12 protein-coding genes are annotated in these 13,495 nt (G+C 72.0%); 2 read left to right on the plus strand and 10 right to left on the minus strand.

Annotated features, from left to right (window positions below; genetic code table 11):
* The 6 genes from AB0M35_RS12555 to AB0M35_RS12580 all read right to left on the minus strand — a co-directional run bounded on the left by AB0M35_RS12555 (position 1) and on the right by AB0M35_RS12580 (position 5,169).
* Positions 1-333 (minus strand): hypothetical protein, encoded by a 333-nt coding sequence (locus AB0M35_RS12555; protein ID WP_363744618.1) that lies wholly within the window; start codon positions 331-333, stop codon positions 1-3.
* Positions 321-536 carry a hypothetical protein gene (locus AB0M35_RS12560; RefSeq protein WP_363744619.1) on the minus strand — a complete coding sequence of 72 codons (216 nt, stop codon included), beginning with the start codon at positions 534-536 and terminating at the stop codon, positions 321-323. The genes AB0M35_RS12555 and AB0M35_RS12560 overlap by 13 nt, the downstream gene beginning before the upstream one ends.
* On the minus strand, positions 524-1,645 hold the full coding sequence (locus AB0M35_RS12565; RefSeq protein ID WP_363745195.1) for a glycosyltransferase: 1,122 nt from the start codon (positions 1,643-1,645) through the stop codon (positions 524-526). Before AB0M35_RS12565 ends, AB0M35_RS12560 begins: the two co-directional genes overlap by 13 nt.
* A gap of 89 nt (positions 1,646-1,734) precedes the next feature.
* Positions 1,735-2,499: a polysaccharide deacetylase family protein gene (locus tag AB0M35_RS12570; protein ID WP_363745197.1), complete on the minus strand. Its 765-nt coding sequence runs from the start codon at positions 2,497-2,499 to the stop codon at positions 1,735-1,737.
* Between the two features lie 95 nt (positions 2,500-2,594).
* Positions 2,595-2,975 carry a YccF domain-containing protein gene (locus AB0M35_RS12575; protein WP_363744621.1) on the minus strand — a complete coding sequence of 127 codons (381 nt, stop codon included), beginning with the start codon at positions 2,973-2,975 and terminating at the stop codon, positions 2,595-2,597.
* Between the two features lie 94 nt (positions 2,976-3,069).
* On the minus strand, positions 3,070-5,169 hold the full coding sequence (locus AB0M35_RS12580) for a cellulase family glycosylhydrolase (RefSeq protein WP_363744623.1): 2,100 nt from the start codon (positions 5,167-5,169) through the stop codon (positions 3,070-3,072).
* Positions 5,170-5,423: 254 nt separating this feature from the next.
* Between AB0M35_RS12580 and AB0M35_RS12585 the strand changes: the two genes are divergently transcribed.
* Positions 5,424-6,614, plus strand: a complete 1,191-nt coding sequence (locus AB0M35_RS12585; protein WP_363744625.1) for an FUSC family protein — start codon at positions 5,424-5,426, stop codon at positions 6,612-6,614.
* 13 nt (positions 6,615-6,627) lie between these two features.
* On the opposite strand, the gene AB0M35_RS12590 is transcribed toward AB0M35_RS12585, so the two are convergent.
* The 4 genes from AB0M35_RS12590 to AB0M35_RS12605 all read right to left on the minus strand — a co-directional run bounded on the left by AB0M35_RS12590 (position 6,628) and on the right by AB0M35_RS12605 (position 12,358).
* Positions 6,628-7,161 (minus strand): hypothetical protein, encoded by a 534-nt coding sequence (locus tag AB0M35_RS12590; protein ID WP_363744627.1) that lies wholly within the window; start codon positions 7,159-7,161, stop codon positions 6,628-6,630.
* Between the two features lie 21 nt (positions 7,162-7,182).
* Positions 7,183-7,695: a hypothetical protein gene (locus AB0M35_RS12595; protein ID WP_363744629.1), complete on the minus strand. Its 513-nt coding sequence runs from the start codon at positions 7,693-7,695 to the stop codon at positions 7,183-7,185.
* Between the two features lie 117 nt (positions 7,696-7,812).
* Positions 7,813-10,581, minus strand: a complete 2,769-nt coding sequence (locus AB0M35_RS12600; protein ID WP_363744631.1) for an AAA family ATPase — start codon at positions 10,579-10,581, stop codon at positions 7,813-7,815.
* 70 nt (positions 10,582-10,651) lie between these two features.
* The gene (locus AB0M35_RS12605; protein ID WP_363744633.1) at positions 10,652-12,358 is read right to left on the minus strand and encodes a hypothetical protein; all 1,707 of its coding nucleotides are present in this window, start codon (positions 12,356-12,358) and stop codon (positions 10,652-10,654) included.
* Between the two features lie 292 nt (positions 12,359-12,650).
* Here AB0M35_RS12605 and AB0M35_RS12610 point away from each other — a divergent pair, with 292 nt between their 5' ends.
* Entirely contained in the window at positions 12,651-13,484 is an 834-nt protein-coding gene (locus tag AB0M35_RS12610) for an ABC transporter ATP-binding protein (protein ID WP_363744635.1), read from the plus strand.
* The last annotated feature ends 11 nt before the right edge of the window (positions 13,485-13,495 follow it).

Genomic DNA, 13,495 nt, shown 5'->3' on the forward strand with positions numbered 1-13,495 from the left:
TCACGGCTGTCGCACCGCCAAGAGTTGGGACACCGTGACGAACTGATAGCCGCGCGCCCGCAACTGGTCGATGATCTCCGGCAACCCGTGCAGGGCGACTAGCCGCTGATGGTCACCGATGTCGTGGGCGAGCAGGATCGTGCCGGGCTGTACGTCGGCGACGATCTGGCGGGCGTGGCCGCTCGGGTCGTCGGGAAACTCGCCCTCTCGCATCTGCTGGGACCAGAGCACCACCTGGTATCCCATCCGCACGGCCGCCGCCGTGGTGCTACCCGCCAGGTGACCGTACGGCGGTCGCAGCAGCCGGGGTTCCTGGCCGGTCACCGCAACCACCAGTTCACCTCCAGCCGTCCGCTGCCGAGCAGATCGGGTCGGCCCGGCACCACGGCGCTGGCCGCGCCGCCGCGGATCGGCAGTTTCCGGTCGGCCACGTCCGTCGCCTCGGCGAAGCCGACCACCCCGAGTCCGGCCCCGAACGTGACCAGAGCGCCGCCGCGCAGCAGGTCCCGGCGCCGGCTGCGCTTCAGCCCGGCCATCCCCACCTCATCGGCGTCAGTACGTCGGCCACGACGCCAGCCATGTCGATGCGCGCGTCGGCACCTGGGTCGCCGCCCTCGGCTGCGGCCAGCAGCTCGGTCAGGGCCGGTCGCAGTCGCTGCGCGGAGTCGATGTAACTGGTCAGGGCCGAGCGGCTGAGCAGGTCTGCGTTGGCCCGGCCGTGCCCGGCGATGGGCCGGTAGGTGATCGTGGGACGGCCCGAGGCGAGGGCCTCCTGGCAGGTGAGCCCGCCGGCGTTCTCCACCACGACGTCCGCCGCCCGCATCAGGGTGGGCATGTCGTCGACCCAGCCCAGCACGTGCCCGGGGAACCGCCGCAGCCGGCGGTACAACCGCTGGTTACGTCCGCACACCACGACCGGCTCGACGCAGCCGGTGGCCAGCACTTCGGTCGCGGTCCGGGCCACGTCACCCATGCCCCAGGAGCCCGCGACGATCAATGCGAGGCGACCTTGTTCGGGCAGCCCGAACTGTCGCCGTGCGGCCTGGGTGCTCCGCTGGGCAGAAGCGGCGAACCGGGCGTTGACCAGCGGGCGGACCACCCGGACCGGGGCGCTGCCGCCGGCGGTGGCCTGCTGGCGGGAGAGTTCGTGCACGACGCAGTACAGGTCCACGCCCGGCGCGATCCAGGTCGGGTGCACCGCGAAGTCGGTCACGTAGGTCACCAGCGGCGCGTTGACCAGCCCGGCGACCCGCATCGGCCCGAGGATCTGGTTGGCGAAGGGAAAGGTCGTCACCACGGCCCGGGTGTCCGGCGGCAGGCGGGCCAGCATGCGGCGGAACACCGGACGCAAGGCGGCCCGCAACAGCTGCACCGATGCCGGCGAGCGGCCGGTCGCGCTGAACAGCGCGTCGTAGCACCAGGGCAGCCAGCGCAACATGCCCCGGTAGGTTTCGCGCACCGTGACGTCGAGCGGTCCGGGCAGCAGGGACAGGAAGTTCAGCCGGTCAACCTGCCGGCCCTGATCGGTCAACCGGCGTTCCAGTTCGGCGGCGGCGGCGTCGTGGCCGGCCCCGATGTCCGCCGAGACCACCACGATCCGGCCGTCGAGCGCGCTCGAAGCGCCGCCGGTGCGACCCAGCGTCACTTCCGTCCAGTCGTCGACCACCGGACCTGCCCGCTGTGTCTGGCGCCTGCACTCCGTCACGCAGGCGCGGATACCCGTCGTTGCGCAGGTCACGCCCGGCCGGGCGGCGCTGTCACCGGCCGAGCACCGCTCCCAGCGGACGGCGGACGCGGCGAGACCGGCTGGTGGTCGCTGAGTGTGCCGAGCGTCAGCTTCCGTTGCGTGGCCCAGTCGATCAGGGCGGGGAGCGCCGTCAACGTTGCGTGCCACGATCCGGTAGCCGCGACGTGGTCCGAGTCGTGCAGCAGGATGGTGCCGCCGGGACGCAGCGTCCGCAGGACGTTGTGGCAGACCGAGCCGGCGGTGGCGTCCGCCCGCCAGTCCCGGCCCCAGGCCGTCCACAGCCGCGGTTGCAGACCCAGTCGGGCGCAGGCCAGCAGGGCCGCCGTGGTGAGTACCCCGTACGGCGGGCGGTACCAGCGTGGCGGCTGGCCGGTCAGCTCGGCGATGCGGTCCCGGGCGTGGGCGATGTCGGCGTACGTCGCCGGCGGGGTGCGGCACAGCAGGTTGTGGTGTTCCCAGCCGTGCACCGCCACCTCGTGGCCCTGCGCGGTCATCTCCCGGCCGAGCCCGGGATCGCGGTCGAGCAGGCTGCCGAGCAGGAAGAAGGTCGCGCGTACGCCCGCCCGGTCGAGCCGGTGCAGGAAGCGGGGCGTGGACCGGCGGTCCGGCCCGTCGTCGAAGGTCAGCGCCACGTGCCCGGGCCGGCCGATCCCACTCAGTTCGGGCAGCAGCCGACGGCGTACCGGCGCCACGGATGTCAGCGCCGGTACGGCGTGCAGAGCGAACCCGGCGGCCATCGTGCCGGCGACCATCCGAAGAGACGGCACACCCTCTTTATACCCAGCGGTTGGCCGTGCGGTCCGCCGATCGCGGCACCGGCACCGTGCGACGGTTGTGCCGGTCCGGTTTACGGCGCGGGGACGACCTCCTGGCCCAGCGGCCAGATCGCGGCGGGGACGAGCTTGAAGTTGGCCACCCCGAACGGGATGCCGATGATGGTGAGGCAGAGGCTGACACCGGCGACGATGTGGGACAGGGCGAGCCACCACCCGGCGAGCACGACCCAGATCACGTTGGCGACGCCGGAGGCGACACCGACGCCGGGCTTGGGGACCAGGGTGCGGCCGAACGGCCACAGCGAGTACGACGCCAGCCGCAGCGACGCCACCCCGAAGGGGATGGTGACGACGAGGACGAAGCAGATCAGAGCGGCGATGCCGTAGCCGATCGCCAGCACGAGCCCGCCGCCGAAGATGAGCCAGAGCACGTTCAGTACGAATCGGATCATGAACTAATCATGACCGGTGCGCGCCACCGGCCACCCGGGGAGGGCCGGTGGCCCGCAACGGGTCGGCCGGGGGTGGCCGGCGGCGCGCAGTGGGTCAGCCGGCCTGGCCGGTGACGCTGCTGCCGGACTTCGTGACGCGGTAGGTCACCTGGGCACCGCTCCAGAAGTGGAAGGTGAGGGTGACCGGGCTGCCGTCGCGTACCTCACCGAAGAAGGTGTCGGTGAGGGTGATCCGGTTGCCGGTGTAGTCGGGTGCGAAGGTGACGTCGAACTCCTTGAACGACGTCCAGTCATGCGGGCCGGCGTTGCTGCCGTCGGCGTACCGCGCCTCCATCGTGGCGAGCTGGTCGCCGCGGAACTGAGTGGGGATGGCGAAGGAGGCGGTGGTGCCGGTGGCGTTGGACAGCACCGGCGGGTCGTAGCTGATCACGTCGATCCGCCACGGTACGCCGGCCGAGAAGCGCGCCTGGAGGGTGGCGTTGACGCCGTACGCCCGGTTGCCGACCAGACGGGTCAACGCGCTGGCGGTGAGCGTCAGCTGGTTGCCGGAGACGGTGTAGTCGGTGCCCCGGACCAGTTCGGTGCTGCCCTGGCGCAGACCGGAGAAGGTGGTGCCGTTGAGGTTGAGGGTCAGCGTCTTGGCGGTGATCGAGCCGGTACGCGGCACGTACACCTGGTCGGACGAGGCGGTGCCGGAGCGGGTCGTCCAGCTCGACTTGATCTGAGCGGTCAACTCCGCGTCACGCCACTGGAACGTGGTCCGGTTGAAGTGCTGGCCGTTGTCCCACAGCTGGGTGGTGAGCTGTCGGTGCCGGGCGTAGTAGCCGAAGTACTCGAAGAACTTCAACTTCTCGCCCTGCTGGATGGTGCCGGTGTGCCGGTCGAAGCCGAGCAGGCCGTACTCACCGATGACCACCGGGATGCCCCGGGTGACGAAGGCGTTGTAGACCCGGTCGAAGGCGTCGACGAGGTCCTGCTGGGTGGTGGCGTCGAAGCGGGTGCCGCCGGCGACGTTCACGCTGAACGGCCAGTAGCCGTAGAAGTGCACGGTGGCGATCAGGTTACGGTCGTTGAGCTGGTTGATCGTCGTGGTCAGCTCGTTGATCCGGGCCTGCTCGGAGGAGGTGTGCAGGGTCGGTAGGACCAGCATGCGGGTGGCGTTGTTGCCGCCGGAGGCCCGGACGATCCGGTGGAAGTTGACGTTCAGCTCGTGCAGCAGTTGCGCGTTCTGGGCGTCGCCGGAGCTGTTGGCGAACTGCGGCTCGTTGACGCTCTCGAAATGCAGTTTCGGGGAGGCGTCCCGGAACGCGGCGGCGATCTGGGTCCACAGCGCGTTGTAGCGGTTGAGCACGGTCGTCCGGTTGCTCGGCATCTCGTGGATCCACTGCCACGAGTCGTGATGCAGGTTGATCATCACGTAGAAGCCGTCGTCCAGCGCCCAGCCGACGACCTCCTTGATCCGGTTCAGCCAGGCCGCGTCGATGGTGTACGACGGTGCCGGCCCGTGGCGGTTGCTCCAGGTGACCGGGATCCGGATGCTGTTGAAGCCCTGCGCCCGGATGGCGTCCAACTGGGCCTGGGTGACCCGTGGGTTGCCCCACGCGGTCTCGTCGGCGCCGACGGCGTCGAAGGTGTTACCGAGGTTCCAGCCCGGCTGCATCGCGGCCACGTAGGCCATCGGGTCACCGGCTGGCGGCGGGGTCGTCGGGGGTGGGGTGGTCGGGGGCGGCGTGGTCGGCGGTGGGGTGGTCGGGCCGACGCTGCCGGTGCAGGTGACCCCGTTGAGGGCGAACGAGGTCGGGGCCGTGTTGCTGCCGGACCACGAGCCGTTGAATCCGAACGACACCGTCTGGTTGGTGCCGAGCGCCGCGTTGTAGCCGACGTTGGTGGCGGTGACGTCGTTGCCGGTGGAGGTGACGGTGGCGTTCCACGCCTGCGTCACCCGTTGGCCGGACGGGAAGGTCCAGGTCAGCCGCCAGCCGTTGAGCGGGTCGCCGAGATTGGTCAGGTCGACGTTGGCGGTGAACCCGCCCGGCCACTGGCTCGGCGCGGAGTACACCACCCGGCAGCCGGCCGCCGCGTGGGCGGCGCCCGCGCTGATCAGCCCGACCCCGGCCAGCAGGGCGGCGACGCCGGTGCCGACCACGCCCAATCGCCATCGTGTCCTTCGTAGTGTGCCGCGCAGCCCGGCCATGACGCTCCTCGTGTGGTGATGGTGTCGACGGGTGGCTTGGCCGGGTGTCGCCGGACCGCCGGCAACGTCCGGCCGGCTCGCACAATAAGTTGGGATCATGAACTTTGTCAATCGACATAGCGCTATATGCATCGCTTCTGTGCAGGTGATTCCGCAGTTCGAAATCCAGCCCGTAACGGATCGGCGTACGGTCGGGTCGGGAACCGCCCCGGTACGACGGTGAATGAGCGTGGCCGGGTGGGGTAGTCGGCCGCGTGGCGGCGGGCGAGCGGAGCGAGAACTGGGCACGTGGCGCCGCCGGCTGGACCAGGGGCCGGATCGCGGGAGCGGTCGGCGGGCTCAGCGCCCGACTCGACTGGCGGGAGCGGCGCCGGACGCTGGAGCTGTACGCCATCCTCGCCGTACAGGCGGGGGTGGCCGCCGCGCTCGCCTGGTGGGTGGCGCACAACCTGCTGCACCACCCGTCGCCGGTCTTCGCCCCCACCGCCGCGGTCGGCACCATTGCCGCGGCCATCGGTCGACGCACCCGGCGTACCGTCGAACTGCTGCTCGGCGTGCTGGCCGGGCTGCTGGTCGGCGACGCCCTGATCGCGGTCATCGGCACCGGCCCCTGGCAGACCGGCACCGTGGTCACCCTGGCCATCCTGCTCGCGTTGGCCCTGAGCCGGGGCGGGCAGGTGGTCACCCAGGCCGGCGGCACCGCCGTGCTGATCGCCACGTTGGCGCCGGTGCAGCGCGGACTGGAGGTGCCCCGCATCATCGACGCCGTCATCGGCGGGGTGACCGCCGTGGTGGTGGTCGCCGTGCTGCCGGTCAACCCGGTGCGGATCATCCAGCGGGCGGCACGGCCACTCTTCGCGGCCCTGATCGAACATCTGCACACTGCGGCGGACGGCATGTCCCGGGCCGACTACGCCACCGTGGCCGGTGCCCGGGACGCACTGGGCGGCCTGGAACCTCAGCTCAAGCTGCTGAACGACGCGATCTCCGGAGCACAGGAGGCGGTGGCGATATCACCGGCCCGTTGGCACCGGCGAAGCGAGTTCGAGCACTACGAACGCGGCACGCGCTACCTCGCCCTGGCGATCCGGGGCGGCCAGGAGATGCTGCGCCGGGCGGCCACCGCGATCCGTGACGAGGAGCCCGTGCCACCCGGGCTGGCAGCCGCCGTGCACTACTTCGGTGACGCCCTGGCCCTGCTACAGGTCGAGGCGGAGAGCGGGCACCACACCAGCCGCTCCGAACAGTTGATCCTCAAGGCGGTGGACCGGGCCGCCGAGGCGTACGACGAGGGGGTCGGCTTCTCCGGCAGCGTGGTGGTGGCGCAGGTCCGTACCATCGCCACCGACCTGCTGCGTAGCCTCGGCTGCCAGGAAGAGGAGGCCAGCGCCGTGGTTCGGAGACGCTTCGCACAGCAGCGCGACGATCACGCCGACGCCGCGTGATCGCCTCGGCCGGTCAGAGTCGCCCGGCCACTGTCCGCGCCAGCTCGGTCAGCCGCTCGTTGTACTTGGCCGGATCGTCGGTGCGGACCAGCCGGACAGCCACCCAGACCCCGGAGACGTTGACGAAGACCATCCCGTCCTCGAGGTACGCCTCGTCTCCGATGCCGGACAAGGTCTCGAACTCGTGGTTGAGGTCGCGGTCGATATCCAGGATCTTCTTCGCGCCGTCCCCGACGTGCACCTCCACCTGCGCCACCGGCCCTGAGACGGGCCCGGTGAACCAGCAGCTCTCCCCGCTCGGCATAGGATCTTCCAGCGGCGTACCGGCCAACTGTTCGGCGTCTTTCTTGGTGACCAGCGCGCAGGCGTCGACCTGCGCCGGTGCGGAAGGCTCGGGTGCCTCGGTGACCTCGGTCGGGGCCACGGGCTCCGACGGTTGCACCGGTGCCGGTGGCGCCGCTGCGGGCTCCGCGCCGCCGCAGGCGGCGAGGACGGTGAGCGCGGTGGCCGCCACGGCGAACCGGGCGACGGAGGTCAGGTACCGCACGTTGTCTCCTTCGTCCGGGCTTCAGCTCGGTAGGGCATCGAGCAGTTTGCGCATCGCCTGGGCGTATCCGTCCGACTGGGCGCCCAGACGTTCGAAGCTGCTCATCGTCACGGTGAACGTGCCCGCACTGTTGATCATCACTGCTTCGGCCGCGATGTCCTTGACCGCCAGATAGCCCTTGTCGCCGACACCGAGGTCGGTCACCGACTGGTAGGTCTGGTCGGCCTGCTGGCGCTGGTAGTCGTAGGTCATCTCACCGGCGACCCGCGAGGCTGTGGTCACGGTGAGCAGGGCTATGCCGTCGCCGAAGCTGCAATTGCCCTCGTCGTCCAGTTGCTGGCCGACGAACCCGGCGATCTGCTCGGCGGTGAAGGGGCAGGCCGGGCGGACCGCGTCAGCGCCGTCGACCGGCAGATCGAGGTCCACGTCCGAGCCGGCGCCCGGCCCGGCGCCCGGCGCCGCCGATTCGCTGTCGCCACAGCCGGTCAGCGCCAGGGCCGCCGCGAGGACCATGGGCAGAATCAGTCGTCGCACCTGTCTGTTCTCCTTCTTCCGCCCGGCCTTGAGCGCTGCGCACCAGCACGGGTGCCCTGCCGGTCGGGACGATCTCGACGGTACGGTCGCCCCCAGCGGAAGGAATCCGGCGTTTCCCTAGCCTTTGTGGCCGACGGCCGGCACCCCGGCGGCGCTGATGCGGGCCAGCGCCGCGTTCAGCTCGGCCCGGCGGGAGATGCCCAGCTTGCGGTACACCCGGGAGAGGTTCGTCTCCACCGTCTTGGGGCTGACGAACAACTCGTCGGCGATCGCGCGACTGGTCCGCCCGAGCGCGGCGAGCCGGGCCACCCGCTCCTCGGTGGCGGTCAGCGCGGACGGCGCCGGCGGTCGGCCGCCCAGCCGGGCCGCCTCGGCCCGGGCCCGCGCGGCGAACGCCACCGCGCCGAGCGCGTCGAACTCGGCCGCCGCCGCCTGGAGCGCCTCCCGGGCCGGTCGCTTACGACGTAGCCGCCGGTGCACGACGCCGGCGACCAGCAGACAGCGGGCCCGGTCCAACGGCAGGATGTCCGGCGCCACCGCCGCGCGGGCGGCGGCGAGGTCGTCGAGGGCGGCTGACGGGTCCACGCCGCCGGCGCTGTCCAGCAGGGCACGACTGCGCGCCAGGCCCAGCAGCGTCCACGGCCGGGGCATGCGGCGGTGCCGTTCGGTAAGCCGATGCAGGGCGGCACGGGCGGTGCCGAGGTCACCGGCGGCCACGCACGCCTCGATCCAGTCCGGTTCGAAGCGCTGCGCCAACGGCTCCGTCAGGCCCATCCGGTCCACCGTCGCGGCCAGCCGACCGTATCCGGCCGCCGCGTCGGCGACCCGCCCGGCGCAGAGCGCGACGAACGCGCCGAGTTGCAGGTGGATACGGCGGCACCAGTCGTCGTCGAGTTCCTCGCCCAGCCGTACGCCCGCCTCGGCCACCTGCGCTGCCGCGTCGAGCCGGCCGCGCAGGGCGTCGAGCAGCCCGGTCAGCCAGGTCTCCGCGGTCAGTTCGGTGCCCAGCAGTTCACCGAGGTCACGGGCTGCCGCGATGTGCCGCTCGGCCATCGACCAGCGTCCGGCCAGCAGTTCGGTCTCGCCGAGGTGCTTGAGCAGTTCGTACTGGGTGGGTTCGTCGCCGCGGGCCGCCGCCCGGTCCAGCAGTCGCGTCAGCCGGTTCCGGGCCCGGTCGGGATCGTCGATCGCCTTCCACCAGATCGCCGGTATCGTGCCGGCCAGCCAGGAGGGTTCCGCCCCCTCCATGCCCAGTGCCCGGTCGAGCAGTTCGGTGCGGGGCGGCTCACCGGCGCGTACCTCACTGAAGAACAGGTGCAGCAGCGCCGCGGCCAGCAGCGCCCGATCGCCGCCTGGTCCGGTGAGCAGGGCGATGGCCGCTTCCGCATGATTACGCGCCGGGTCCGGCAGATCCACGAAGAGGGCCAGGTGCGCATGGATCCGGCCGGCGAGCGGGGAACCGGGCTGCGTCGCGGCCAGTGCGCGTCCGGCGGCGGCCAGAGCGGTGCCGCCCGGCTCGTCGGCGCTCCACGCGACCACGGCCCGCAGCAGCAACGCCTCGGCGCGGAGGTGACCGGTGAACCCGGCCGCCACGTCCTCGGCGGCCACTCGCGCCCCGGGATGGTCACCGCAGTCGAACCGGCACCGGGCCGCCGCCAGCAGACGCTGCCCGAGGGTGAGGCGGTCGTCGGCCGGGGTGAGCCGCGCGGCCGCCTCGTAGAGGTTCGCCGCCGCATCCGGTGCACCTCGTGCGTGTTGACGCGTGGCGGCTGCGGCCAGGGCATCGGCAACCACCGGATCGGTCGTGGTGGTGCAGGCGGCGAGATGACGAACCCGTTCGTCGGGGTCGGCGACCACCTCGGCCAGCCTGCGGTGCAGTCCCCGCCGGACACCCGGCGGAATGCCGGCCCGGACCGCCGCCGCGTACACCGGATGGGTGAACTCGACCCGGGTCGGTGTCACCACCAGCAGCCCCGCTTCCTCGGCGGCGTCGAACGCGCGTGGTCCCACCCGCGCCGCCGTCAGGTCCCGCAGCAGGGGAACGCTGAGCAGTGCCGCCAGCCGTACGGCGTCGCGGCAGCGGGCCGGCAGCCCGGCGAGCACGTCGGCGAGGAGTTGGTGCATGGAAGACGCGACGGGCAGATCCTGGGCCGGCTCCGGTGGCGTCGGCAGCCGCTGCACCGCGCGGGCCACCTCGATGGCGACCAGCGGGTTGCCGCTGGATTCCCGGGCGATGCGGGCCAACAGCGGGCGGTCGAGGGTGGCGCCGACCCGTTCCCGCAGTACGTGATGCAGCGCGTTCACGCTCAGCGGCGTCAGCGCCAACCGGGTCAGCCGGCCGGAGCCCGCGTCGAGCCCGAGCGGTGGCGTCGGCACCGTCGGCCCGTTCACGCTGCGACTACTGACCAGTGTGGCCAGTCCCGGGCCGACCCGGCGCAGCGCGAACCGCAGGGCGCGTTCGCTCGGCCGGTCGAGCCAGGGTGCGTCGTCCACGGCGAGCAGCACCGGCCGGCCCGAGGCGAGCGCCGCCTCCAGCAGCGACCGGGTGGCCGCACCGATCACGCGTTCGTCGAGCGTCTCGTCGCTGTCGCGGGTGACCAGCACCATCTCGGCCGCGACGCGCTGCGGACGCGGCAGCTCCGCCGCCTGCTCCGCCAGCGGGCGGAGCAGGTCGGCGAGGGCGGCGAAGGGGAGATCGGCCTCGCACTCGGTCGGCGCGCAGGACAGCACGAGCCAACCCGCCTGGGTCGCCTCGGCGACCAGTGCCCGCAGCAGCGCCGTCTTGCCGATGCCGGCGGGCCCCTCCAGCAGCACCTGCCCGGGCTCGCCCAGCGAGCGCCAGGCCTGGTCGAATACCTCGTCCCGGCCGACGAGCGCACGCCGCATGGGGCCGATTCTGGCACCACCGGTTGCCGGTGACCATCATGCGGACGCCTGACGCGCGGAGCGCCGTCGGTCAGTGTGGCGTCGGCTGCGGCGCGCGATCCTTGTCAGCCTCGTCGTCCTGGCCTGGGGGAGGCCCGGCGAACCAGTTGATGCCGGCCGGGCCGCCGGTCGCGAGAGCCGCCTCGGCCCGAGCCACCGGGTCGGTCAGGAGTTGTGCCGTCGGCCCGTCCTGCGGTTGGTCGGCCCGTTCGCGCTCGACGCCGTCGGGACCGCCGGCCGGGTCGCTGCTGTGCCCTGCGGTCGTACCGGTCGTCGCCGCGCGCCCGTCGGCGCCCGGCGCGGTGCCGCCGTCACCGTCGGAAGGCGTCTCCGCCTCCGGCGCCACCTGCCGTACGCCGCGCTCGGGCGACACGCTGCGGGTTGCCGGCTCTGACTCCATGCCCCGAGTCGGCGGGCGTTCTGCGGACCGGGCGCCGACCATCGGGTACTCGGCGGTCTCGCCACCACCGGCTGCGGCGGCCATCACGGCTGCGGCGGCCAGGTCGGCGACCCGCTTGGCCTCCCGTTGCACCCGTGCCCGGGTCTCCTTGGCGTGCCGCTCGGCCGCCTCGACGGCCCGGCGTACCTCGTCCAGCCGCCGGCTCTCCGCGGTGAGCTCCCGGACGGTCTCCTCCAGCTGTTGGCGCATCCGGGTCAACTCGGCGTCGGTGGTCTCCCTCTCCCGCTGCGTCTCGTCGAGCTGCTGACGGGCGGTGTCCAACTCCTGCCGCACTCCAGCCAGTGCGTCCTGTTGCTCGCCGACCTCCAGCTGGACGGCGTGCAGTTGCTCCTCGGCGGCTGCGGCCTGCTCGTCGCTGTGCTTGCGTACCTCGGCGGCCTGCTCGTCGGCGCGTTTGCGGATCTCCGCGGAGTACTGCTGCGCGTCCGCGATCATCGAACTGACCCGCTGCTCGGCGGCGCTGCGTTGGGCGGCCAATTCGCGCTCGACGGCCGCTCGCTGCTCGGCCAGATCCTCCTCGGCGGCGGCCCGCCGCTCGGCGAGTTCCTCCTCGACGCTCGTACGCCGCTGGGCCAGCTCCTGCTGGCTGCTCGCCCGGGCCGCCTGGATCTCCTGGTGGATCTGGGTACGCGCGGAGGTGGTCAGTGCCTCCGCCGCCGCCCGGGCCTGCTCGACCTGCTGGCGGCACTGCTCCCCGATGCGCTGTGCCTCCTGCTGGGCCCGCTCGTGTGCGGCCTCGCCGTCGGCGCGCAGCTTGTCGGCCCGCTCCCGGGTCTCCGCCAGCTCGGCCTCGGCCGTGGCCCTGAGCTCCTCGTACTTCTTGTCGTGCTCGGCCCGCCGGGCGGCGAGCTCCTCCTCGAGGTCGGCCAGCGCCTTGACGGTGCGTTCCCGAGCGTTGGCGAGCGTTTTCTCCGCCTCCGCCTGGAGTTTGTGGGCGCGCTGGGTGTGCGTGTCGATGATCGCCGCGGCCTGCTTCTCCGCGAGGTCCAGGATCTGACCGACCATCGGGCCCACATCATGGAAGGTCGCCTTGTCCAATTGCGCCGGTCGTTGCCGTAGCTCGGTCACCTCGGCCTGGACCGCCTGCAGTTTGGTGGTCAGCTCCCGCGCGCGTCCGAGGGCCCGGTCCCGTTCGGCCGAGATCGCGTTGAGTCGACCGTCCAACTGCTCCACATAGCGGTCGACCTGCTTCTTCTCGTAACCGCGCAGGGTCACCTCGAAGGTCGGCCGCGAGGCCAGGTCGTCGCGGACTGCGTACGGCTCCTCGCCGATGGACATCCCTCATCCTCCGTACGATCGCAAGTCGGCGCACCGGCGACCCGGCGGCGATGACGCGCAACGCTACCGCCGCTCGTACCGGTCTGTCGTCCCACCCCGGTACGTTTTCGTGTTCTCCGAGGGTCGGGTTCCCAGGTGACCCGTACGCCGGGTTGCCGAGTGTGGCGGACCGGCGACCGAAGGCGGTGGCGCCGGTCGCCGGCATCGAGACCGGTCGACCCGGATGTGACGCTGCGGGGCGTGAGAGGAACCCGCGTCTTGACACCGAGTTAGGTTAGGTTAGCCTAACCATATGCCGAGCGTACGGGCGTCGGATGACGCTGAGCAGCGCCTACGTGGCGTCGACCTCTGCCTGGGTTACCACGGTAAGGCAGTGGTCCACGGCGCGTCGATAACGCTGCGTGCCGGTGAGGTGACCGCCCTCGTCGGACCGAACGGCAGCGGTAAATCCACTCTGCTGCGTGCGCTGGCCCGGCTGCACCCGATCGACACCGGCACGGTGTTCTGCGCCGACGGAATCGCCGCGACCAGCCTGCCGGCCAAGGAGTTCGCCCGCCGGGTCACCCTGCTCGCCCAGAGCCGACCGGTGCCCAACGGGGTCACCGTCCGCGACGTGGTCGGCTACGGCCGCCACCCTTACCGGGGCCGCTGGCGCACCGACGACCCCGACGGCCCGGCCGCCGTCGCCCGCGCGATGACGGTCACCGGGGTCGCCGCGATGGCCGACCGCCCCGTCGACGAACTCTCCGGCGGCGAACTTCAGCGGGTATGGCTGGCCACCTGTCTGGCCCAGGACACGGCGGTACTGCTGCTCGACGAACCCACCACCTTCCTCGACCTGCGCTATCAGGTCGAGATCCTCGACCTGATGCGTGACCTCGCCGACGAGCACAACGTCGCGGTCGGTGTCGTGCTGCACGACCTCAACCAGGCCGCCGCGGTGGCCGACGAGGTGGTCCTGCTGCACAACGGCCGGATCCGCGCCACCGGCACTCCGGCGCAGGTCTTCACCGAGGCGGACCTGACCGAGACCTACGGCATCCGCATCGAGGTCACCACCGATCCGCTCACCGGTCTGGTGACCACCCGCCCGGTGGGCCGGCACCTGACCCGTATCCCGGTCTGAACCCGGACCGG

Origin of the sequence: Micromonospora sp. NPDC051196, assembly GCF_040682415.1 — a bacterium.
Taxonomy (GTDB): Bacteria; Actinomycetota; Actinomycetes; order Mycobacteriales; family Micromonosporaceae; genus Micromonospora.

Excerpts from the sequence above, each read along its gene's own strand:
- AB0M35_RS12560 (WP_363744619.1), bottom strand. The coding sequence starts at position 536 with ATGGCCGGGCTGAAGCGCAGCCGGCGCCGGGACCTGCTGCGCGGCGGC.
- AB0M35_RS12570 (WP_363745197.1), bottom strand. The coding sequence starts at position 2,499 with ATGGTCGCCGGCACGATGGCCGCCGGGTTCGCTCTGCACGCCGTACCG.
- AB0M35_RS12575 (WP_363744621.1), bottom strand. The coding sequence starts at position 2,975 with ATGATCCGATTCGTACTGAACGTGCTCTGGCTCATCTTCGGCGGCGGG.
- AB0M35_RS12580 (WP_363744623.1), bottom strand. The coding sequence starts at position 5,169 with ATGGCCGGGCTGCGCGGCACACTACGAAGGACACGATGGCGATTGGGC.
- AB0M35_RS12600 (WP_363744631.1), bottom strand. The coding sequence starts at position 10,581 with ATGCGGCGTGCGCTCGTCGGCCGGGACGAGGTATTCGACCAGGCCTGG.
- AB0M35_RS12605 (WP_363744633.1), bottom strand. The coding sequence starts at position 12,358 with ATGTCCATCGGCGAGGAGCCGTACGCAGTCCGCGACGACCTGGCCTCG.
- AB0M35_RS12610 (WP_363744635.1), top strand. The coding sequence starts at position 12,651 with ATGCCGAGCGTACGGGCGTCGGATGACGCTGAGCAGCGCCTACGTGGC.